General features: G+C 71.3%; 14 protein-coding genes. 12 read left to right on the top strand and 2 right to left on the bottom strand.

Annotation, left to right across the window (positions count from 1 at the left end):
• Positions 1-137: 137 nt before the first annotated feature.
• The 6 genes from ACIHAA_RS16605 to ACIHAA_RS16580 are packed head-to-tail and all read left to right on the top strand — an operon-like array spanning position 138 to position 7,333.
• On the top strand, positions 138-1,691 hold the full coding sequence (locus ACIHAA_RS16605; RefSeq protein ID WP_399817619.1) for a gamma-aminobutyraldehyde dehydrogenase: 1,554 nt from the start codon (positions 138-140) through the stop codon (positions 1,689-1,691).
• Positions 1,692-1,742: 51 nt separating this feature from the next.
• Positions 1,743-2,990 (top strand): spermidine/putrescine ABC transporter substrate-binding protein, encoded by a 1,248-nt coding sequence (locus ACIHAA_RS16600; protein WP_399817617.1) that lies wholly within the window; start codon positions 1,743-1,745, stop codon positions 2,988-2,990.
• 5 nt (positions 2,991-2,995) lie between these two features.
• Positions 2,996-4,147 carry an ABC transporter ATP-binding protein gene (locus ACIHAA_RS16595; RefSeq protein WP_399817615.1) on the top strand — a complete coding sequence of 384 codons (1,152 nt, stop codon included), beginning with the start codon at positions 2,996-2,998 and terminating at the stop codon, positions 4,145-4,147.
• Positions 4,147-5,076, top strand: coding sequence for an ABC transporter permease (locus tag ACIHAA_RS16590; protein ID WP_399817613.1), 930 nt, complete (start codon positions 4,147-4,149; stop codon positions 5,074-5,076). Before ACIHAA_RS16595 ends, ACIHAA_RS16590 begins: the two co-directional genes overlap by 1 nt.
• Positions 5,077-5,877, top strand: coding sequence for an ABC transporter permease (locus ACIHAA_RS16585; protein WP_399817611.1), 801 nt, complete (start codon positions 5,077-5,079; stop codon positions 5,875-5,877).
• A 37-nt stretch (positions 5,878-5,914) separates the two neighbouring features.
• Positions 5,915-7,333 carry an NAD(P)/FAD-dependent oxidoreductase gene (locus ACIHAA_RS16580; protein WP_399817610.1) on the top strand — a complete coding sequence of 473 codons (1,419 nt, stop codon included), beginning with the start codon at positions 5,915-5,917 and terminating at the stop codon, positions 7,331-7,333.
• Positions 7,334-7,389: 56 nt separating this feature from the next.
• Here ACIHAA_RS16580 and ACIHAA_RS16575 read toward each other — a convergent pair whose 3' ends face one another.
• Both ACIHAA_RS16575 and gabT read right to left on the bottom strand, forming a co-directional pair.
• Positions 7,390-8,115, bottom strand: a complete 726-nt coding sequence (locus ACIHAA_RS16575) for a phosphatase PAP2 family protein (protein WP_399817608.1) — start codon at positions 8,113-8,115, stop codon at positions 7,390-7,392.
• Between the two features lie 439 nt (positions 8,116-8,554).
• A complete protein-coding gene (gene gabT / locus ACIHAA_RS16570) occupies positions 8,555-9,889 on the bottom strand; it encodes a 4-aminobutyrate--2-oxoglutarate transaminase (RefSeq protein WP_399817606.1) in 1,335 nt (444 codons plus the stop codon).
• Between the two features lie 305 nt (positions 9,890-10,194).
• Between gabT and ACIHAA_RS16565 the strand changes: the two genes are divergently transcribed.
• The 6 genes from ACIHAA_RS16565 (at position 10,195) to ACIHAA_RS16540 (ending at position 18,397) form a co-directional block, all read left to right on the top strand.
• Entirely contained in the window at positions 10,195-12,399 is a 2,205-nt protein-coding gene (locus ACIHAA_RS16565) for an ATP-binding protein (RefSeq protein WP_399817605.1), read from the top strand.
• Positions 12,400-12,725: 326 nt separating this feature from the next.
• Positions 12,726-14,393 (top strand): PucR family transcriptional regulator, encoded by a 1,668-nt coding sequence (locus ACIHAA_RS16560; RefSeq protein WP_399817603.1) that lies wholly within the window; start codon positions 12,726-12,728, stop codon positions 14,391-14,393.
• Between the two features lie 192 nt (positions 14,394-14,585).
• Entirely contained in the window at positions 14,586-16,031 is a 1,446-nt protein-coding gene (locus ACIHAA_RS16555; RefSeq protein ID WP_399817601.1) for an aldehyde dehydrogenase family protein, read from the top strand.
• Between the two features lie 163 nt (positions 16,032-16,194).
• Positions 16,195-16,677, top strand: a complete 483-nt coding sequence (locus tag ACIHAA_RS16550) for a hypothetical protein (RefSeq protein WP_399817599.1) — start codon at positions 16,195-16,197, stop codon at positions 16,675-16,677.
• 109 nt (positions 16,678-16,786) lie between these two features.
• Positions 16,787-17,191 carry a pantetheine-phosphate adenylyltransferase gene (coaD, locus tag ACIHAA_RS16545; RefSeq protein WP_399817597.1) on the top strand — a complete coding sequence of 135 codons (405 nt, stop codon included), beginning with the start codon at positions 16,787-16,789 and terminating at the stop codon, positions 17,189-17,191.
• 843 nt (positions 17,192-18,034) lie between these two features.
• Positions 18,035-18,397 carry a hypothetical protein gene (locus ACIHAA_RS16540; protein ID WP_399817595.1) on the top strand — a complete coding sequence of 121 codons (363 nt, stop codon included), beginning with the start codon at positions 18,035-18,037 and terminating at the stop codon, positions 18,395-18,397.
• Positions 18,398-19,662: the final 1,265 nt, after the last annotated feature.

Below are 19,662 nucleotides of genomic sequence, written 5' to 3'. Positions count from 1 at the left end.
ATTCCGTCGCGTAACCAAAAGGCAACAACGGAATCACTTGTTGGAGTCCACTTGCTCTGTCAGGATCGGCACTCAAATCGAGCCAGAGCCACGCCAGCCCCCGCGTCGAACGCGGGCCGGGGGCGGAGGAGAGCGACATGCAGAACCCGGGCAACGCCGACGGCACCGATGTCCGCCGCACCACGCGCGAGGACGTCCGGACGCGTTTCGCGGAGGGCGCGCAGCACATCGGGGGCAAGCCGGCCAGGGGCACGTCGGGCCGTACGCACACGGTGGTCGACCCGTCGACCGGCGACGAGGTGTACACCTATGAGCTGGCCGGTGCCGAGGACGTCGACCGTGCCGTGGCCGCCGCGCGTGCCGCCTTCCCCGAGTGGGCCGGTGCGACCCCGGGGGAGCGTTCCGACGCGCTGCACCGCTTCGCCGCCGTCCTCGCCGGGCAGGCCGAGGACTTCGCCCGCTTCGAGTCGCTCCAGTGCGGCAAGCCGCTGAAGCTCACCCGGGAGTTCGACGTCCCGGGCACGGTCGACAACACCGCCTTCTTCGCCGGGGCCGCCCGCCATCTCCAGGGCCAGTCCGCCGGGGAGTACTCCGGCGACCACACCTCCTACGTACGCCGGGAGGCCATCGGCGTCGTCGGCTCCATCGCGCCCTGGAACTACCCGCTCCAGATGGCCGCCTGGAAGATCCTCCCGGCGATCGCCGCGGGCAACACCATCGTGCTGAAGCCCGCCGAGCTGACCCCACTGACCTCGCTGCTGTTCGCCCGGGCCGCCACCGAGGCGGGACTGCCCGACGGTGTCGTCAACGTCGTCAGCGGGACCGGCCGGGAGGCCGGTGAGCGGCTGGTCGGCCATCCGGACGTCGCCATGACCTCCTTCACCGGCTCCACCGCCGTAGGCCGCCGGGTGGCCGAGATCGCCACCGCCACCGTCAAGCGGCTCCATCTGGAACTGGGCGGCAAGGCGCCCTTCGTCGTCTTCGACGACGCCGACCTGGAGGCGGCCGTGCACGGCGCCGTCGCGGGCGCCCTCATCAACACCGGCCAGGACTGCACGGCCGCCACCCGCGCCTATGTGCAGCGGCCCCTCTACGAGGAGTTCGTCTCCCGGACGGCCGCGCTCATGGAGAGCGTCCGGCTCGGGGACCCCTTCGCCCCGGACACCGACCTGGGCCCGCTGATCTCGCACCTCCAGCGGGACCGGGTGGCCGCCTTCGTCGACCGGGCCCGTGCCTACGCGCGTGTGGTGACCGGCGGCGAGGCCCCCGGCGGCGACCTCGCCGGGGGCGCCTACTACCGGCCCACCCTGATTGCCGGTGCCGCGCAGGACAGTGAGGTGGTCCAGTCCGAGATCTTCGGCCCGGTCCTGGTGGTGCTGCCCTTCGACTCCGACGACGACGGCATCCGGCTCGCCAACGACACCCCCTACGGGCTCGCCGCCTCCGCCTGGAGCCGGGACGTCTACCGGGCCAACCGCGCCACCCGCGAACTGCGGGCGGGCTGTGTCTGGGTGAACGACCACATCCCGATCATCAGCGAGATGCCGCACGGCGGTTACCGGGCGTCCGGCTTCGGCAAGGATATGTCCTCGTATTCGTTCGAGGAGTACACGCAGATCAAGCACGTAATGTTCGACAACACTGCGGTGGCCCGCAAGGACTGGCACCGCACGATCTTCGGGGACCGATAGACCAGACCCGGCCGCCCACCACGGCCCATCCTCCCGAAAGGGCACCAGCGCATGGAGCAGTACGAGCCCGAACGCCTCTCCCCGGTCCAAGTGGCCGCCATGCGGCGCAGTTTCCGCGACGGCAGGGCCTCCCTCACCCGCCGGTCGCTGCTGCGTGCCACCGCGGGCGGCGCGCTCGCGGCCGGGGGCCTCGGGGCGCTGAGCGCCTGCGGGATCCCCGCGGCCGGCAAGGCCCCGGGCAGTGTGTCCGCGGACGACCACTCGGCCAAGGAGAAGGTGGTCAACTTCTCCAACTGGCCCGAGTACATCGACGTCGACTCCGGCGGCAAGCACCATCCGACGCTGGACACCTTCACCCGGCGGACCGGCATACAGGTCAAGTACACCGAGGACATCAACGACAACAACGAGTTCTTCGGCAAGATCAAGCCGCAGCTCGCCGCGGGCCAGGACACCGGCCGCGACATCATCGTCCTCACCGACTGGCTGGCCGCCCGGGTGATCCGGCTGGGCTGGGCGCAGAAGCTGGACCCCGCCAACCTGCCCCACGCCTACGCCGGTCTGTCGGCGCAGTTCCGCAGCCCCGACTGGGACCCGGGACGCGCGTACTCCTACCCCTGGCAGGGCATCGCGACCGTCATCGCCTACAACAAGAAGGCACTCGACGGCATCGAGGTGAAGTCGGTCTCCGACCTGCTCGACAACCCCCGGCTCAAGGGCCGGGTGGGCTTTCTCTCCGAGATGCGCGACACCATCGGGATGACCCTGCTCGACATGGGCAAGGACCCGGCGCGCTTCACCGACGACGACTTCGACGCGGTGATCGCCCGGCTCCAGAAGGCCGTCGACAAGGGCCAGATCCGCCGCTTCACCGGCAACGACTACACCTCCGACCTCGCCAAGGGCGACCTGGCCGCCTGTGTGGCCTGGGGCGGCGACATCGTCCAGCTCAAGGCGGACAGCCCGGACGTCGGCTTCGTCATCCCGGACAGCGGCTACATGTCGTCCAGCGACAACATGCTGATCCCCAACAAGGCCCGCCACAAGACGAACGCCGAGCGGCTCATCGACTTCTACTACGAGCCCGACCAGGCCGCCGCGCTCGCCGCATACATCAACTACGTCTCCCCCGTCGACGGAGTGAAGCCGTATCTCGCGAAGATCGACCGGACCGCGGCGGACAACCCGCTGATCATTCCCGACAAGGCCATGGCCGCGAAGTCGCACGCCTTCCGCTCACTGACGCAGAAGGAAGAGACGGCCTACGAAGAGAAGTTCGCGAAGCTCACAGGGGCGTGACGAAGATGACGACAGACAACAGCGGCGACGTCCGCCTCTCCGGGATCAGCAAGACCTACGGCGCCTTCACGGCCGTACACCCGCTGGACCTGACCGTGCCGCAGGGCTCCTTCTTCGCCCTGCTCGGCGCCTCCGGCTGCGGCAAGACCACCACCCTGCGCATGATCGCGGGCCTGGAGGAGCCCAGCTCGGGCACCGTGCGCCTCGGCGACCAGGACGTGACGCACCTTCCGCCGTACAAGCGGCCGGTGAACACGGTCTTCCAGTCCTACGCCCTCTTCCCGCACCTCGACATCTTCGAGAACGTCGCCTTCGGACTGCGCAGGCGCGGCATCAAGTCGGTGAAGAAGCAGGTCGAGGACATGCTCGACCTGGTGCAGCTCGGCGAGCAGGCGCGCAAGAAGCCGCACCAGCTCTCCGGCGGCCAGCAGCAGCGCGTGGCCGTGGCCCGCGCCCTGATCAACCACCCCAAGGTGCTCCTCCTCGACGAGCCCCTGGGCGCCCTGGACCTCAAGCTGCGCCGCCAGATGCAGCTGGAGCTCAAGCGCATCCAGACGGAGGTCGGCATCACCTTCGTCCATGTCACCCACGACCAGGAGGAGGCCATGACCATGGCCGACACGGTCGCCGTGATGAACGCGGGCCGGGTGGAGCAGCTGGGGTCGCCCACCGACCTCTACGAGAACCCGGGGACCACCTTTGTCGCCAACTTCCTCGGCACCTCCAATCTGATCGAGGCCGAGGTGGACGCCAGAAGCGGCGACGAGATCGTCCTGAAGGCGGGCGGCGGCAAGCTCACGCTGCCCGGGGCCCGATGTTCCGCCCCCACGGCGCCCGGCGGAAAGGTGCTGGTCGGGGTCCGCCCGGAGAAGATCTCCCTCACCCACGCCGACGACGCGGGTGAGATCCCCGGGGGCCGCAACCGCATCACCGGCACCATCGCCGACTCCAGCTTCATCGGCGTCTCCACCCAGTACGTCGTCGACAGCCCGGTCTGCCCCGAGTTCGAGGTCTACGCCCAGAACATCGACCGCGATCCCCGCCTGGTGCCCGGCGCCGAGGTCGTCCTGCACTGGAACCCGGCGCACACCTTCGGACTGGACGCGGCGCAGGACATCGACGCCGGTGTGAAGAGCGTCGAGGAGGAGTCCGCCTGATGTCCGCCGCCACCGAGGCGCCCCCGCCCCTCGCCCCCGCCGAGCCCGCCGCGAAGCCCCCGCGCAAACGGGGCCGCCTCACCCCGTACTGGCTGCTGCTGCCCGGCATCCTCTGGCTGGTCGTCTTCTTCGCCCTGCCGATGATCTACCAGGCCTCCACCTCCGTGCAGACGGGCTCCCTGGAGCAGGGCTACAAGGTCACCTGGCACTTCGCGACCTACTGGAACGCGCTCAGCGAGTACTGGCCGCAGTTCGTCCGCTCCGTCCTCTACGCGGCCGCCGCGACCGTGCTGTGCCTGCTGCTCGGCTACCCGCTCGCGTATCTCATCGCCTTCCGCGCGGGACGCTGGCGCAACCTGATCATGATCCTGGTGATCGCCCCGTTCTTCACCAGCTTCCTGATCCGCACCCTGGCCTGGAAGACGATCCTCGCCGACAACGGCCCGGTCGTCGCCGTCCTCGGAAAACTGCACGTCCTGGACGTCACCAACTGGCTCGGCTGGACCGCCGGTGACCGCGTCCTCGCCACCCCGCTCGCGGTGGTGTGCGGTCTGACGTACAACTTCCTGCCGTTCATGATCCTGCCGCTGTACACCTCGCTGGAGCGGATCGACGGGCGCCTCCACGAGGCCGCGGGCGACCTCTACGCCCGCCCCTTCACCACCTTCCGCAAGGTCACCTTCCCGCTGTCGATGCCGGGCGTGGTCTCCGGCACCCTGCTGACCTTCATCCCGGCGGCCGGTGACTACGTCAACGCCGACCTGCTCGGCTCCACCGACACCCGCATGGTCGGAAACGTCATCCAGACGCAGTTCCTGAGGATCCTCGACTATCCGACGGCCGCGGCGCTCTCCTTCATCCTCATGGCCGCGATCCTCACCATGGTCACGGTCTACATTCGCCGGTCCGGGACGGAGGATCTGGTCTAAATGCCCTTCGTGCACTGGCTCAAGCGCCATCTCGTCGTCATCGCGGGACTTCTGACGCTCGGATATCTGCTGCTGCCGAACGTCATTGTCACGGTGTTCTCCTTCAACAAACCGAAGGGGCGCTTCAATTACGAGTGGCAGCAGTTCTCCACGGACGCCTGGAAGGATCCGTGCGGGGTCGCCGACATGTGCGGCTCGCTGTCCCTCAGCCTTCAGATCGCGGTCTGGGCGACGCTCGGCGCCACCGCTCTGGGCACGATGATCGCCTTCGCCCTGGTGCGTTACCGCTTCCGCGCCCGGGGTGCCGTGAACTCGCTGATCTTCCTGCCGATGGCGATGCCCGAGGTGGTCATGGCCGCCTCGCTGCTCACCCTCTTCCTCAACATGGGCGCACAGCTCGGCTTCTGGACGATCCTGATCGCCCACATCATGTTCTGCCTCAGCTTCGTCGTCACCGCGGTCAAAGCGCGTGTGATGTCGATGGACCCGCGCCTGGAGCAGGCGGCCCAGGACCTCTACGCCGGGCCCGTGCAGACGTTTCTGCGCGTCACCCTGCCCATCGCGGCCCCCGGAATCGCCGCGGGCGCGCTGCTCGCCTTCGCGCTCTCCTTCGACGATTTCATCATCACCAATTTCAACGCGGGTTCCACCGTCACCTTCCCCATGTTCGTATGGGGATCGGCCCAGCGCGGAACGCCCGTTCAGATCAATGTCATCGGCACGACGATGTTCATCGTCGCCGTACTGTTCGTCCTGGTTTCCATGGTCCTCGGCAATCGCCGAAACCGTCAGAAGGCGTAAGCCGCTCCGCGTAAGGCACTGGTAGGGAGTTGAAATCATGGCCCCAAGCGCCATGACCCGTTGGACCACATCTCTTTCCGACGCACAGCCGGTCCCGTACTGGCTGGAAGACCCCGGCAAGCCCCACCCCGAGCCCGCCCTCACCGGCACCGAGACCTGCGACCTGCTGGTCGTCGGCGGCGGCTACAGCGGACTGTGGACCGCGCTGATCGCCAAGGAGCGCGACCCGCAGCGGGATGTGGTGCTGGTGGAGGGCCGCGAGGCGGGCTGGGCCGCCTCGGGCCGCAACGGCGGCTTCTGCGCCGCCTCCCTCACCCACGGCCTGGCCAACGGCCTGGCCCGCTGGCCGGACGACATCCACAAACTCCAGGAGCTGGGCGACCGCAATCTGGACGAGATCGAGAAGGCGGTCGCCCGCCACGGCCTGGACTGCGACTTCGAGCGCACCGGCGAGATCGATGTGGCGACCGAGACCTACCAGGCGTGGGAACTGCGCGACTGGTACGACGAGATGGAGAGGCGGGGCCTCGCGGGGGGCACCGAGTTCCTGGACGCGGAGGCGGTACGCGAACAGGTCGACTCGCCGACCTTCCTCGCCGGGCTCTGGGACCGCCGGGGCGTGGCCATGGTCAACCCGGCCAGGCTCGCCTGGGGCCTCAAGCGCGCCTGTCTGCGCCTCGGCGTCAGGATCTACGAGCACACACCCGCCCTCACCCTGCGCCCGTACGGCGGGGGCATGGCCGTCCGCACCCCCTACGGCCAGGTCCGCGCCCGCCGGGTCGCGCTCGGCACGAACATCTTCCCGAGCCTGGTGCGGCGCGTGCGCTCGTACACCGTCCCGGTCTACGACTACGCGCTGATGACCGAGCCGCTCACCGACGAGCAGCTGGCCTCGGTCGGCTGGCGCAACCGCCAGGGCCTCGGGGACTCGGCGAACCAGTTCCACTACTTCCGGCTCTCCGCCGACAACCGCATCCTGTGGGGCGGCTACGACGCGATCTACCCCTACGGCAAGCGGGTGCGCGCCGAGTTCGACGACCGCCCGGAGACCTACGCCAAGCTCGCCGGGCACTTCTTCACCTGCTTCCCGCAGCTGGAGGGCGTCCGCTTCACCCATGCGTGGGGCGGCGCGATCGACACCTGCTCCCGCTTCTCGGCGTTCTTCGGCACCGCCCACCAGGGCAAGGTGGCCTACGCGGCCGGGTACACCGGACTCGGCGTCGGGGCCACCCGCTTCGGCGCCGATGTGATGCTGGACCTGCTGGCGGGGGAGCGCACCGAGCGGACCGAGCTGGAGATGGTCCGCAGAAAGCCGCTGCCCTTCCCGCCCGAGCCGTTCGCCTGGACGGGCATCGCCCTCACCAAGTGGTCCCTGGCCCGCGCCGACGCCCACGGCGGCCGCCGCAACCTCTGGCTGCGCACCATGGACCGCTTGGGCCTGGGCTTCGACAGCTGACCCCGGGACACCCCCGTCGGCCCGGCCCCCGCCCGCCGGGTCCGGCGGGGTGGCGGTCAGCGGGCGGGCGGGGGAGCGGCCTCCGCGCCGTCGTCCACCGCCGTGAGCGTCCCGGCACTCATCGCCGTGACCGTCCCGAGCAGGACCCGCAGCCCGCACAGCAGCGCCCCGCACAGGCACCAGCTGCCCAGGACGTCCAGGGGCCAGTGGTAGCCGTGGCGGATCAGGCCGTAGGCGACGGCCAGGTTGAGGGACGCGGCCGCCGTGAGGAGGGCGCGGCGGGCGCGGGGTGTGGTGAGCCAGGGCCACAGGACCAGGGCCGCCGCGCCGTAGGCGATCGTGGCCGTGGCGGTGTGCCCCGAGGGGAAGAAGCCCGTCGTCGCGCCCATGACCGGCGGCCCCGGCCGGGCGATCAGGTCCTTCAGCGGCAGGACCACGCCCGGCAGCACCGCCATCAGGGCGGCCGCTGCGAGCGACGGCAGCCACCAGCCGGGTGCCCCCGCGCGGTGGGCGCGCCGGGCCGCACAACCGAGGGCGAGGGCCAGGACGGGGACGGCGACCGCGATGCTTCCCAGGTCGGCGAGGAGCCCCGAGACACGGTCCGGAGCGGTGACGTCCGCGCTGAGGTGCCGGTCCGCCCGGGTGAGCGGCCCATGGGTGACGACCTGCCAGGTGATCAGGAGGAACAGCAGCAGCGCCGAGGCGGCCAGCGTGAGGGCCGGACGGCTGCGGAGTGCGGCGGGCGGTGCGGCTCCGGGGGCCTGTTTGGCGGTGGACGTCACCGGAACAGCTTCGCAGGAAACGGCCGACGGAGAGGGATCCGGGGCAGGACGCGGGTCGGCCGCCCCGGAACAGGGGGGCGGTTCCGAGGCGGCCGGCCGGATCGGGGTGCCGCGCGCCCCGGGGGGTGTGGGGCGTGCGGCCGTCCGATCGGTGAGGAGATCCGGAGCCGGATACTCCGGGTGTGTGCGCGAGGCACGACCGGGCCGAAGCCGAGGAAGCCACGCCCGGTACCGTCCGCAGTCCCCTGCGGGCGGGTGTATCTCTCATCTGCCGAGAAACCTACGGCAGGAAAAACCGCTCCGACAGCCGGAATCGCGTCCCGCCATCCACCCCCCACACCTTCTTCACACCCTCCGACCGCCGCCGCCCCGGCCCTGGGGCGCGTGGGGCGCAGGGGGCCGGGGCGGCGGATGGTGCGCCGGGCGGGCGCGGGCCGGGTCAGACCCGGGCGAGCGCCTGCTCGATGATGTCCAGGCCCTCGTTCAGCAGGTCCTGGCCGATCACCAGCGGGGGAAGGAAGCGCAGCACGTTGCCGTAGGTGCCGCAGGTCAGGATCAGCAGGCCCTCCTGGTGGCAGGCCTTGGCCAGCGCGGCGGTCGCCTCCGCGTTCGGCTCCTTGGTGGCCCGGTCCTTGACCAGCTCGATCGCGATCATCGCGCCGCGGCCGCGGATGTCGCCGATCACGTCGAACTTCTCGGCCATCGCCGCCAGGCGGGCCTTCATGGTCTCCTCGATCTCCTTCGCCCGGGCGTTGAGGTCGAGTTCCTTCATCGTCTCGATCGCGCCGAGCGCACCGGCGCAGGCGACCGGGTTGCCGCCGTAGGTGCCGCCCAGGCCGCCCGCGTGCGCGGCGTCCATGATCTCGGCGCGGCCCGTCACGGCGGCCAGCGGCAGACCGCCCGCGATGCCCTTGGCGGTGGTGATCAGGTCCGGGACGATGCCCTCGTCCTCACAGGCGAACCACTGGCCGGTGCGGCAGAAGCCCGACTGGATCTCGTCGGCGACGAAGACGATGCCGTTGTCGGAGGCGAACTGGCGCAGCGCGGGCAGGAAGCCCTTGGCCGGCTCGATGAAGCCGCCCTCGCCGAGCACCGGCTCGATGATGATCGCGGCCACGTTGTCGGCGCCGACCTGCTTGGTGATCTGGTCGATGGCCTGGGCGGCGGCCTCGGGGCCGCAGTTCTCCGGACCGGTCGGCCAGCGGTAGCCGTAGGCCAGCGGCATGCGGTAGACCTCGGGCGCGAACGGGCCGAAGCCGTGCTTGTACGGCATGTTCTTCGCCGTCAGCGCCATCGTCAGGTTGGTCCGGCCGTGGTAGCCGTGGTCGAAGACGACGACGGCCTGGCGCTTGGTGTACGCGCGGGCGATCTTGACGGCGTTCTCCACGGCCTCGGCGCCCGAGTTGAACAGCGCGGACTTCTTGGCGTGGTCGCCCGGCGTCAGCTCGGCCAGCGCCTCCGCGACGGCCACGTAGCCCTCGTACGGCGTGACCATGAAGCAGGTGTGGGTGAAGTCCTGGAGCTGCGCCGAGGCACGGCGCACCACGGCCTCGGCGGAGGCGCCGACCGAGGTCACGGCGATGCCCGAGCCGAAGTCGATCAGGCGGTTGCCGTCGACGTCCTCGATGATCCCGCCGCCCGCACGCTGGGTGAAGACCGGCAGCGTGGAGCCCACGCCCTGCGCGACCACAGCGGTACGGCGGGCCTGAAGCTCCTGCGACTTCGGGCCGGGGATGGCGGTGACGACGCGGCGCTCCTGCGGAATGGCGCTCATGGGGGGCTCCCTGATGATCGTGCGAACCGAACCGGGAATCCCGGTGCCGGTGGTCCGGCGGACGGGGGTCCGGGCGGGGGTGTCTTTTCGGACGCTAGCCTGCTTTTCTCGCAGGCTAGAGGCGGCGGCGGAGGGTGGGCATGCTCCATGTGGGCGCCTTGCGCGCCGCCGCTTGTCCGCGGTGGACATAGCGGAGCGGCGCGGTATCGCCGCAGGCCCGGCGGCGTATGCGGTGAACTCCCCGTGGAGCGCGTTAGATTGACTCGCTGACGGTGGACGGAGCGGCTGGTCAGGGGGCAACGGCGATGGACAGCGACGGGACGCAGGACGCGCGGAGCACACGGGCCACACCCGTGCCGCGTCCGGCGGGGCCGCCGGAACGCCCGGCAGTCCCGGGGCACTCCGGGACGCCCGCCCTGCCCCCCATGCCGACCGAGGCACCGGGCATGCCCGGGGTGTCGGATGTGTCAGGGGTGTCGGGGGCGCCGGGGGTGCCCCCACTGCCCGACGGTACCGCCTTCCTCACCTGGCTGCGGGCGCCACGGCCCCAGGCCGCGCCGGGCGTCTGGCGCTTCGGGCACCGCCCCCGCCCGGACCAGGAGCCGGAGCAGATCCCGGCCCGGCAGCTGCTGAGCGGCGCGCTGATCGCCTTCCTGGTGGGCTGGCTGCTGTGGTCCCTGCTCTCCCACGGCTACCTCGGCGACTGGTGGATCCTGCCCCTGTATCTGCTGACGCCGGACTCCTGGCGGCAGAGCAGCGACCACGGCGATGTCTTCAACCTCGTCCTCTGGGACGGCTACGACCTGCTCGTCGTGCTCGGGATCGCGCTGGTGGTGGGCAGGCTGGGCCGCTGGGGCGAGGTGTGGCGCCGGTTCGGGGCGTCCCGGCTGCGGCGTCCCGAACCCCGGCAGGCGCCCCCGCCGGCCCCCGAGGACGACCCCGCCCAGTGGAACCAGCTCCGGGCCGCGGGCGCCCACGACGCCGCCGACCGGCTCGCCGCCGAGGCGCGCGCCGGACTGATGCGGGACGTCGACCACGCCCGGATCGCCCGCGCCTGGCAGGGCGTGCTCACCGGCCGCCACAGCCTGGCCGCGTTCACCGGGACGGTCCTCAAGGACGGCGCCGCCGCCTGTCTGCACCCCTCGGGGGAGCGCGACCTGCCCGCCCGGCTGGCCCGGCACGACCTCATGACCGGGCAGGTGCGGCTCGGCACCGCGCTCGACGACCCCCGGAACCCCTACGGCTACCGCGGCAGCGGACTCGCGCTCGCCCCCGAGCTGCTGGGCACCTCCCTGGTCGCCGTCGGGCCCTCCGGCTCCGGCAAGACCGGCTCGCTGGTGTGGCCGCTCGTCGAGTCGCTGTGCCTGCACGCGCTGTCCGGGCGGGCCGCCGTGGTCGTCGTCGGCGCGGCCGGTGCCGGACTCGGCCCGGCGGACGCCTACGACGTCGTCGTCCGCATCGGCCACCCCGAATCGGTGTACGACCTGGACCTCTACGGCGGCACCACCGACCCCGACGAGGCCGCGGCCGTACTGGCCGAGGCCCTGGTGGGCGACCTCACCGATCCGCAGCACGGCGGGGACGGCCGCCGGGCCGCCACCGTGCTCGCCCAGCTCCTCGGCCCCTATCTGGCCGTTCACGGCCGCTTCCCCTCGGTGCCCGAGCTGCGGCAGCTCCTGGAGGGCGCGCCCGGCCCGCTCGCCGCGCTGCGCAAGGCGCTGGTGGACGCGGGCCGGGACTCGCTGCTGCGGGAGCTGGACGCGCGGGAGCGGCAGTCCGGGCACCCCGGCGACGTGGGCGGCGTCCTCGCCGACCGGGTGGCGCTGCTCGACCGGCCCGCCTTCGCCTCCTTCTTCGACACCTCCGGGCAGTCCCGGCCCTTCTCGCTGCGGGCGCTGGACCACCCGGTCCGCGTCCGTATCGACCTCCCCGAGCGCGGCCACGCCGATGCCTCCCGCATCCTGGCGCGGCTGGTGCTCGCCCAGTTCACGGCCGCGGTCTCGGCGCGCGAGGACCGCTCGCTCTTCGCCTGCCTGGTGCTGGACGACGCGACCGGGGCGGTCACCCCCGAGGCCGTGCGGTCCATCCAGCGGCTGCGGTCCGCGAACGCCGGGACCGTGCTCACCCTGCGCACCCTCGACGACGTGCCCCGGCCGCTGCGCGGGCCGCTGCTCGGCGCCGCCGGGTGCCGGATGGCGCTGTCCGGGCTCACCCCCTGGGACGGCCAGGACTTCGCCGAGGTCTGGGGCAAGGAGTGGATCGAGGCCCGGGACGTCACCGACCGGCAGATCATCGCGGAGACCCCCGCGGGCAAGGCCCTGCACATGCTGCGCCGGATGATCACCGGCCGGGCGCCGACCGCGCGCGCCGTCACCGTGCGCCAGGTGGAGCGGGAGCGCTGGTCCGCCTCCGAGCTGGCCCATGCGGTGCCCCCGGGTCACGCGGTGCTGTCGCTGACGACCGTGCAGGGCGAGCACGCGCCGCCGCTGCTGGTGAATCTGCGCGGCTGAGGGGCGCCGCGGGGCGCTGCGGGGCGCTGCGGGGCGTTCGGTGCGGGACCGTGCGGGACCGTGCGGGGCGGAGCCTCCACGGGAACCGTGCGCCAGACAAAGCGGACACCGCGTCCGCCGACGGGTGTCTGCTGTCCGGTAACCGGTGTTCTGTCGGTGTCCGAAAAATAATGGCCAGAAGGAACCGGCAGGAACGTATATCCGGGCTCGCCCCGACCGTACGGTGAGGCAGAATCGACATAGGTCGTTCATACGCGGCGGCCAAAGCATCACAAAGTTCACACCGTCCGTGATGTCCCACGGTTCCCGTGCAGACCGAAGGCCACATGCCCCCCACCCTCGCCTCGCTCGTCCACCACTCCGCGCTCAAGCTGACCGTGCGCGCGGGCGAGGACCGCCTCGACGTCCCCGTCCGCTGGGCCCACGTCAGCGAACTCGCCGACCCCGTGCCCTATATGGAGGGCGGCGAGCTGCTGCTGATCACCGCGCTGAAACTGGACGCCGAGGATCCGGTGGCCATGCGGCGCTATGTGAAGCGGCTCGCGGGCGCGGGCGTCGTCGGCCTCGGCTTCGCCGTCGGCGTCAACTACGACGAGATCCCCGAGGCACTGGTGACCGCCGCGCAGGAGGAGGGGCTGCCCCTTCTGGAGGTGCCCCGCCGGACCCCCTTCCTCGCCATAAGCAAGGCCGTCTCCGCCGCCATCGCCGCCGACCAGTACCGCTCGGTGACCGCGGGCTTCGCCGCCCAGCGCGAGCTGACCCGGCAGGCCCTCAGCGACGGCCCCGAGGGGCTGCTCGCCGCGCTCGCCCAGCAGGTGGACGGCTGGGCCGCGCTCTACGACGCGTCCGGCGCCGTCGTCGCGGCCGCCCCCGAGTGGGCCGGACGGCGCGCCGCCCGGCTGACCGCCGATGTGGAGCGGCTCCGCGAGCGCCCCGCCCCCGCCAGCTCCGTGGCCGGCGGCCCGAGCGGCGAGGACCGGGTCGAACTGCACTCCCTGGGCACCGGACGGCGCCCGCGGGCCGCCCTCGCCGTGGGCACCGCCGCCCCCCTCGGCACCGCCGAGCGGTACGCGGTGCACTCCGCCATCGCCCTGCTGACCCTGACCACCGAGCGGTCCCGCTCCCTGCACGCCGCCGAACAGCGCGTCGGCACCGCCGTCCTGCGCATGCTGCTCGCCGGTGAGCCCCACCATGCGCGAGCCGTGGCAGGTGATCTCTACGGCGACCTGCTGGACGCCCCGTTCCGGCTGATCCTCGCCGAGTCGGCGTCCGCGTCCGCGGCCCGGGCCCACGCCGACGGGCACGCCCGCACGGTCCCCGCACCGCCGACCGCCGCCGCCCTCGCCGCGGCCGAGGCGGCCGGCGATCCGCTGGACGGCCTCGCGGAGATCGTGGAGTCCGCCGCCGCCCGCGCCGGGGAATCGGTACTGGTGGTGCCCGACGGGGAGCGGCTGGTGGTGCTCGCCGGGGACGGCGGCGCGGCCTTCGCCGCCTGCCAGGACTACGCGCTCGCGGTCCAGGCGGCCCGGGCCGCGGCCCGGGAGCAGGCCGCCGCCGACGGGAACGAGCTGGTGGTGGGGGTCTCCGCCCCGGCCGGGCCGATCGCCGCCGCGTCCGCCTACAAGCAGGCCGAACAGGCGCTGTCGGTGGCCCGGCGGCGCGGCCGCTCGCTGGTCGAGCACGACGAACTGGGCGCCGGATCGGTGCTGCCGCTGCTCCAGGACGACGCGGTGCGCGCCTTCGCCGACGGTCTGCTGCGCGCGCTGCGCGAGCACGACGCGACGGGCCGCGGCGACCTGGTGGCCTCGCTGCGGGCCTGGCTGTCCCGCCACGGCCAGTGGGACGCGGCGGCCGCCGACCTCGGCGTCCACCGCCACACCCTGCGCTACCGGATGCGGCGCGTGGAGGAGATCCTCGGGCGCTCCCTCGACGACCCGGACGTCCGGATGGAGCTGTGGCTCGCCCTCAAGGCCACGGCCGCCGCGGGGGAGTGACACCCGGGAGCCCCGGCGGCCCCGGCGGGCTCTCGCTGTACACCACGTAGAACCGCGCCCCCGTACTGCTACTCCCCGGACAAACGACCCGGCGCCGCCCCGGCCCTACCGTGGTCCCCGTAGTACCAGGCAGTACCAAGCAGCACCAGGCAGTACCAGGAACAACCCACCACCGAAGGGCCGGGACCGACCATGACCTCCACCCACGCCTTCTGGCTCGCCGGCCGCCAGGCCACCGGTGAGTCCGCTTTCGACGTCACCTCCCCGTGGGACAACCGGCTGGTCGCCCAGGTCAGCGTGCCCACCGAGGCCCAGGTCGAGGAGGCCGTGGCCGCCGCGTACGCCGTGCGTGACGAGTTCGCCGCCACCCCGGCCCATGTGCGCGCCGCCGCCCTCGACCATGTCTCCAAGCGCCTGGCGGAGCGGACCGAGGAGATCGCGCAGCTGATCTCCGCCGAGAACGGCAAGCCGGTCAAGTGGGCCCGGGGCGAGGTCGGCCGCGCCGTCTCCGTCTTCCGCTTCGCGGCCGAGGAGGCCCGCCGCTTCAACGGCGGCGAGGCCCAGCGCCTGGACACCGACGCGGGCGGCCAGGGCCGCCTCGCGCTGACCCGCCGCTTCCCCAAGGGCGTCGTCCTCGGTATCGCGCCGTTCAACTTCCCGCTGAACCTGTGCGCCCACAAGGTCGCCCCCGCGATCGCCGCCGGTGCCCCGATCATCCTCAAGCCGGCCCCGGCCACCCCGCTGTCCGGCCTGATCCTCGGCGAGCTGCTCGCCGAGACCGACCTGCCCGCCGGTTCCTGGTCGATCCTGCCGGTCACCAACGACCGGATGCCCGCCCTGGTCCAGGACGAGCGCCTGCCGGTGATCTCCTTCACGGGCTCCGAGAAGGTCGGCTACGCGATCATGGACTCGGTGCCGCGCAAGCACTGCACCCTGGAACTGGGCGGCAACGGCGCGGCCGTGGTCCTCGGCGACTACGCCGGCGACACGGACCTGGACTGGGCCGCCACCCGCATCGCCACCTTCTCCAACTACCAGGGCGGCCAGTCCTGTATCTCCGTGCAGCGGGTGATCGCCGACGCCTCGGTCTACGACCGCCTGCTGCCGCGTATCGTCGCCGCCGTCGAGGCCCAGGTCACCGGCGACCCCGCCGACTCCGCGACCGACGTCGGCCCGCTGGTCAGCGAGGACGCCGCCCGGCGCGTGGAGTCCTGGGTCGACGAGGCCGTGGAGGCGGGCGCCACCCTGCTCACCGGCGGCAAGCGCGACGGCGCCTCCTACGCGCCGACCGTGCTGACCGACGTCCCGGCCGGTACGAACCTCTCCTGCGAGGAGGTCTTCGGACCCGTCCTCACCGTACAGAAGGCGGACGGCGAGGCGGCGGCCTTCGCGGCCGTCAACGACTCCAAGTACGGCCTCCAGGCAGGCGTGTTCACCCACGACCTCCAGTCCGCCTTCCGCGCCCACCGCGCCCTGGAGGTCGGCGGCGTCGTCATCGGCGACGTCCCCTCCTACCGCGCCGACCAGATGCCCTACGGCGGCGCCAAGCAGTCCGGAGTGGGCCGCGAGGGCGTGAAGTTCGCGATGGACGACTACACCTACGAGCGCGTCCTCGTCCTGACGGGCCTCGCCCTCTGACCCACCCCACCCCAACGGCCGGAGCCCGCTGTGCGGGGGCTCCGGCCGTTTGCGTTCAGCCCTGGCACGGGACGTGACGACCCCTCATGATCGTGAGGGCGGGACGCCGGGAATGGGCACGGCCCACCGGCGAGATGATCGAGAACCCACGGTAGGGAGCGAAGTGACCAAGACTGCGATCCCGGCCCGGACGCCGGTCGGCCCGGAGGAATGGATGGTCCATTCCTCCGAGGAAGAGCCATGGACAATCCGGGCGATGGCTCCCGACGGGCGGTCGTTCGAGGCCGTCGGTGCCGATCTTTTCCACGCGCTCCAGCAGGTGCGAAGGGAGGCCGAGAAGCAGGGCGTACGGCTGTGCTGCAATGGCGCCAGGGCCAACGCCCGCCCCTCACCTCAGGCGAGCGCGGTCGGAGGCGGCATGGTGTATCTGCTGCCCTCCCTCAGAAATCCGGGACCGGCGGACCTGGTCCCGCTGCTCGCCCCGGCTCTCGCCGACCAAGTGAGCTCGGTGGCCGAGCAGGAGGCCTTCTGGGCCAAGTACCGTTCGTCCTCCACCCGTTCCACCCTGAGGGCCCTCAGCCCCGTGGCTCCACTGGCAAGGCTCGCAAGCAGGTTCCGCAGGACAGCCCGGCCAAGCGAAACGTAAAACACCGGCCGCGTCCCGCTCGACGGCACGCTCCGCGGAGACCTGGCGGCCCCAGCCGTGGCGTCGCAGCATCTCCACCGCCGGGGCGACCGCTTGTTACCCTCCGATCATGCGAGCCCTCTTCCCAGGATCCTTCGACCCGGTCACGCAGGGGCATCAGGACGTACTACGGCGCGCTGCCCTGCTGTTCGACGAGGTCGTCGTGTGCGTGATGTTCAACGCGAACAAGACCGGCCGCCTCCCCGTCGCGGAACGGCTGGAACGACTCCGCGCGGCAGCAACCGACTTGAGCAACGTCACGGTCGACTCCCACACCGGCGGCCTGCTGGTCGACTACTGCCGCCACGCCGGAATCGACATCGTCATCCGCGGAGTCCGCAACACCCACGACCTGGACTACGAAATGCCGATGGCCCGCATGAACCGCGAACTGGCGGGAGTCGAGGCGTTCTTCATCGCCGCCGACCCCACCCTGGCCCACATCTCCTCCACCCTTGTCACCGCGATGAGTTGACCGGACCATGCCCCCGAAGCGTGAGGCAGCGCATCTGTCTGTACGGCGTCTTCGACCCGTCGAGCACACCGTATGGACCGCGGCTACATCCGTGCTGGTGCTGCCGCTGGTTGTGCAGACCCCTTCCTCGTCTTTCAGACCGTCTCCTCGGCCCTGTAGGAGATCCGGCCCGGCCGTACTTCTCCCGGTTGAGGGCCGTCGACGGCCGTTGGCGGCCATCGACGGGCGGAACATGGAGGTGCTGTGAGACGACGACGAACAACCGCCGGGGAACATGGCGACCCGGCCGGACACCGGGCCCTGGAGGTGCTCTATACGGCATGTGGAATCAGCCCGCACAGGGCACAGCGCCGCGGACGGCCAAGCCGCCCCGGTTCGCGGCCTGCTATTTCCCCAACGCACAGCCTGACAGCGGCGATTCCGCGGTCACCGGCGACGGTGGGGCACTCGGAGCCCCGGTGATCTTCCCGGCGGACGGCTACCCCACAGAGAAGGCGGCCTGCGCAGCCATCGGCTCCAGGCCCGTGGCGGGCGGTTGAGGCCGACGGGGGACGGCTGACCCAGGTCGTTGTACTCGAAGCCGAACAGGCCACGAACGGGCAACGATTGGATCACCGGCCGTGAGCGCCGGAGAGTTTCGGAGAGCGCCGGAGGGTTCGGTGGGGGCGAATCCGGCGGTGTCATGCGGTACTTCGGCCCGCTTTGGCAGGGGCGGTTCGCCGTGGAGGCGGGGCGGGAGTGCCGGTGCTCCCGTTCCAAAGTGTGTGGCGAAAGTGCGTGCGATCTGGGTAGTCTGCGCCGTCCGCATTCACCGGGCATCCACATTTTCTTCAAGGGATTTTTGTGAACCTCGACTTCAGTGCTGAGCCCCTCTTTTCCTGGTACGTCGTGCTGCTCTTCCTCAGCGGTGCCACGATGCTGGTCCTGGGCATCATCAACTCCGGTGGTCTCAGCAATGGTTGGCGGGCGTTCAACGCGATTGCCGGGCTCGGATTCATGGGCTACGGCATCTACCTGGGGTTCATCTTCCAGGGTGGCTCGTACATCCTGTTCTTCAAGGCGTTCATTCTCCCCGTCATGGTCGTCGTCAACTTCTTCCGGTCGCTTTCGCGCCGGAAGGCAGTGGCTGCGATCCGGCAGCCGGTGACCACCCCGAAGCCGATGAACACCCCGCAGCCCGAACCCGCCCCGCAGCACAACGGCTGACATTCGGACGGTAAATGGGCCGTGCCACCGGACGTAAATCCGGTGACACGGCCCATTTCGCTGAATTCCGACGGAAGAGGCAGGCGCACCGGAGGAATGAAGGGCATGGACCTCATGGAGTTGGAGATCGGTCTCTACGACTGGTCCGCACTCCCCTGCCGCGGCTGCGAGTCGGCGGAGCACGTCCCGGGTGACCTGCTGCGGATGGCTCGTGCGCAGACGCGGGAGGAGGCCGGGACGAGGGACGTCGAGTCCCATGTGCTCCAGGGTGGTCGGGCGACGCCGACCGTCGTTCCCGTGGCCCGGGTGCTGATGGCCGGTCTGGCGGACCCGGGCATCTCGTACGCCGCCCGGCACCGGTTTCTGGAGCTGCTCTCGTCGTTGGTCGTCGTGGACGACGAGACTCTCGCCGAGGCGTGCAAGGACGTGGTGCGGTCCGGGACCTGGGCGCTGTACGAGGAAGTCCTGTCCGGCGCGTCAGAAGGCAGTGCCCTTCTCGCCTACTGCCTCCTGAAGGAGGTGGAGACGGCTCCCGCCAGGGTGGAGCGACTCCTTCAGGTGGCGCGGCATCTGCTGCCGACCGAGAAGCAGGGCGCCCCACGGTGCTGCGACGGCGCCGGGGTGGGAGCGCGAGACCTGGTTCCGGCTCCCGCCCGCCAGGTGGGTACGGTCGCCGAGCAGGACGAGTTCTGGTCAACGTACCGCTCCTCCTTCCGGTCCATCGTGCGGGCGTTCAGCACTCTCACCGCGCTGAAGTGGCTTCCGAACAGGTTCGGCCGTAGTTCCACCAAGCCCTTGGAGATGGAGCTGAGCCTGTACGACTGGTCCACGCTCCCGTGCCGCAGCTGCAAGTCCGCGGAGCACGTTCCCCGGGACCTGTTGCGGCTCGCCGCTGCGCGGACGTCGAAGGAGGCCCAGCCGCTCGGTATTGACGGCCATGTCTTTCAGGAGTCCTGGGGGAGGACGACGGTGGTGCCGGTGGCCCGGGCGCTGATGGCCGGTCTGGCCGGGCGGTCCCTCTCCAGGGAGGCCCGGCATCAGTTTCTGGACCTGCTGGCAGGGTTCGTCCAACTGGACGACGAGGGTCTGGCCGAGGCATGCCGGGAGGCGGCACGGAACGGGATCTGGACGTTCTACGAGGAAGTGCTCTCGGGCAGAGCCAGGGGCAGTGCCGGCTACGCCTACTGGATCCTGACGGACGTGGAAACGGATCCCGCCAGGCTGGAGCGGCTTCTCCAGGTGGCGCGGCACCTGCTGCCGGACGA

It is taken from the genome of Streptomyces sp. NPDC052040, assembly GCF_044548405.1.
Classification (GTDB): domain Bacteria; phylum Actinomycetota; class Actinomycetes; order Streptomycetales; family Streptomycetaceae; genus Streptomyces.
This window is presented reverse-complemented; position numbering and strand designations above follow the sequence as displayed.

What these genes read in the sequence shown, in the direction of transcription:
- ACIHAA_RS16605 (WP_399817619.1), top strand. Translation starts at nt 138, where the DNA reads ATGCAGAACCCGGGCAACGCCGACGGCACCGATGTCCGCCGCACCACG.
- ACIHAA_RS16600 (WP_399817617.1), top strand. Translation starts at nt 1,743, where the DNA reads ATGGAGCAGTACGAGCCCGAACGCCTCTCCCCGGTCCAAGTGGCCGCC.
- ACIHAA_RS16595 (WP_399817615.1), top strand. Translation starts at nt 2,996, where the DNA reads ATGACGACAGACAACAGCGGCGACGTCCGCCTCTCCGGGATCAGCAAG.
- ACIHAA_RS16590 (WP_399817613.1), top strand. Translation starts at nt 4,147, where the DNA reads ATGTCCGCCGCCACCGAGGCGCCCCCGCCCCTCGCCCCCGCCGAGCCC.
- ACIHAA_RS16585 (WP_399817611.1), top strand. Translation starts at nt 5,077, where the DNA reads ATGCCCTTCGTGCACTGGCTCAAGCGCCATCTCGTCGTCATCGCGGGA.
- ACIHAA_RS16580 (WP_399817610.1), top strand. Translation starts at nt 5,915, where the DNA reads ATGGCCCCAAGCGCCATGACCCGTTGGACCACATCTCTTTCCGACGCA.
- gabT (WP_399817606.1), bottom strand. Translation starts at nt 9,889, where the DNA reads ATGAGCGCCATTCCGCAGGAGCGCCGCGTCGTCACCGCCATCCCCGGC.
- ACIHAA_RS16565 (WP_399817605.1), top strand. Translation starts at nt 10,195, where the DNA reads ATGGACAGCGACGGGACGCAGGACGCGCGGAGCACACGGGCCACACCC.
- ACIHAA_RS16560 (WP_399817603.1), top strand. Translation starts at nt 12,726, where the DNA reads ATGCCCCCCACCCTCGCCTCGCTCGTCCACCACTCCGCGCTCAAGCTG.
- ACIHAA_RS16555 (WP_399817601.1), top strand. Translation starts at nt 14,586, where the DNA reads ATGACCTCCACCCACGCCTTCTGGCTCGCCGGCCGCCAGGCCACCGGT.
- coaD (WP_399817597.1), top strand. Translation starts at nt 16,787, where the DNA reads ATGCGAGCCCTCTTCCCAGGATCCTTCGACCCGGTCACGCAGGGGCAT.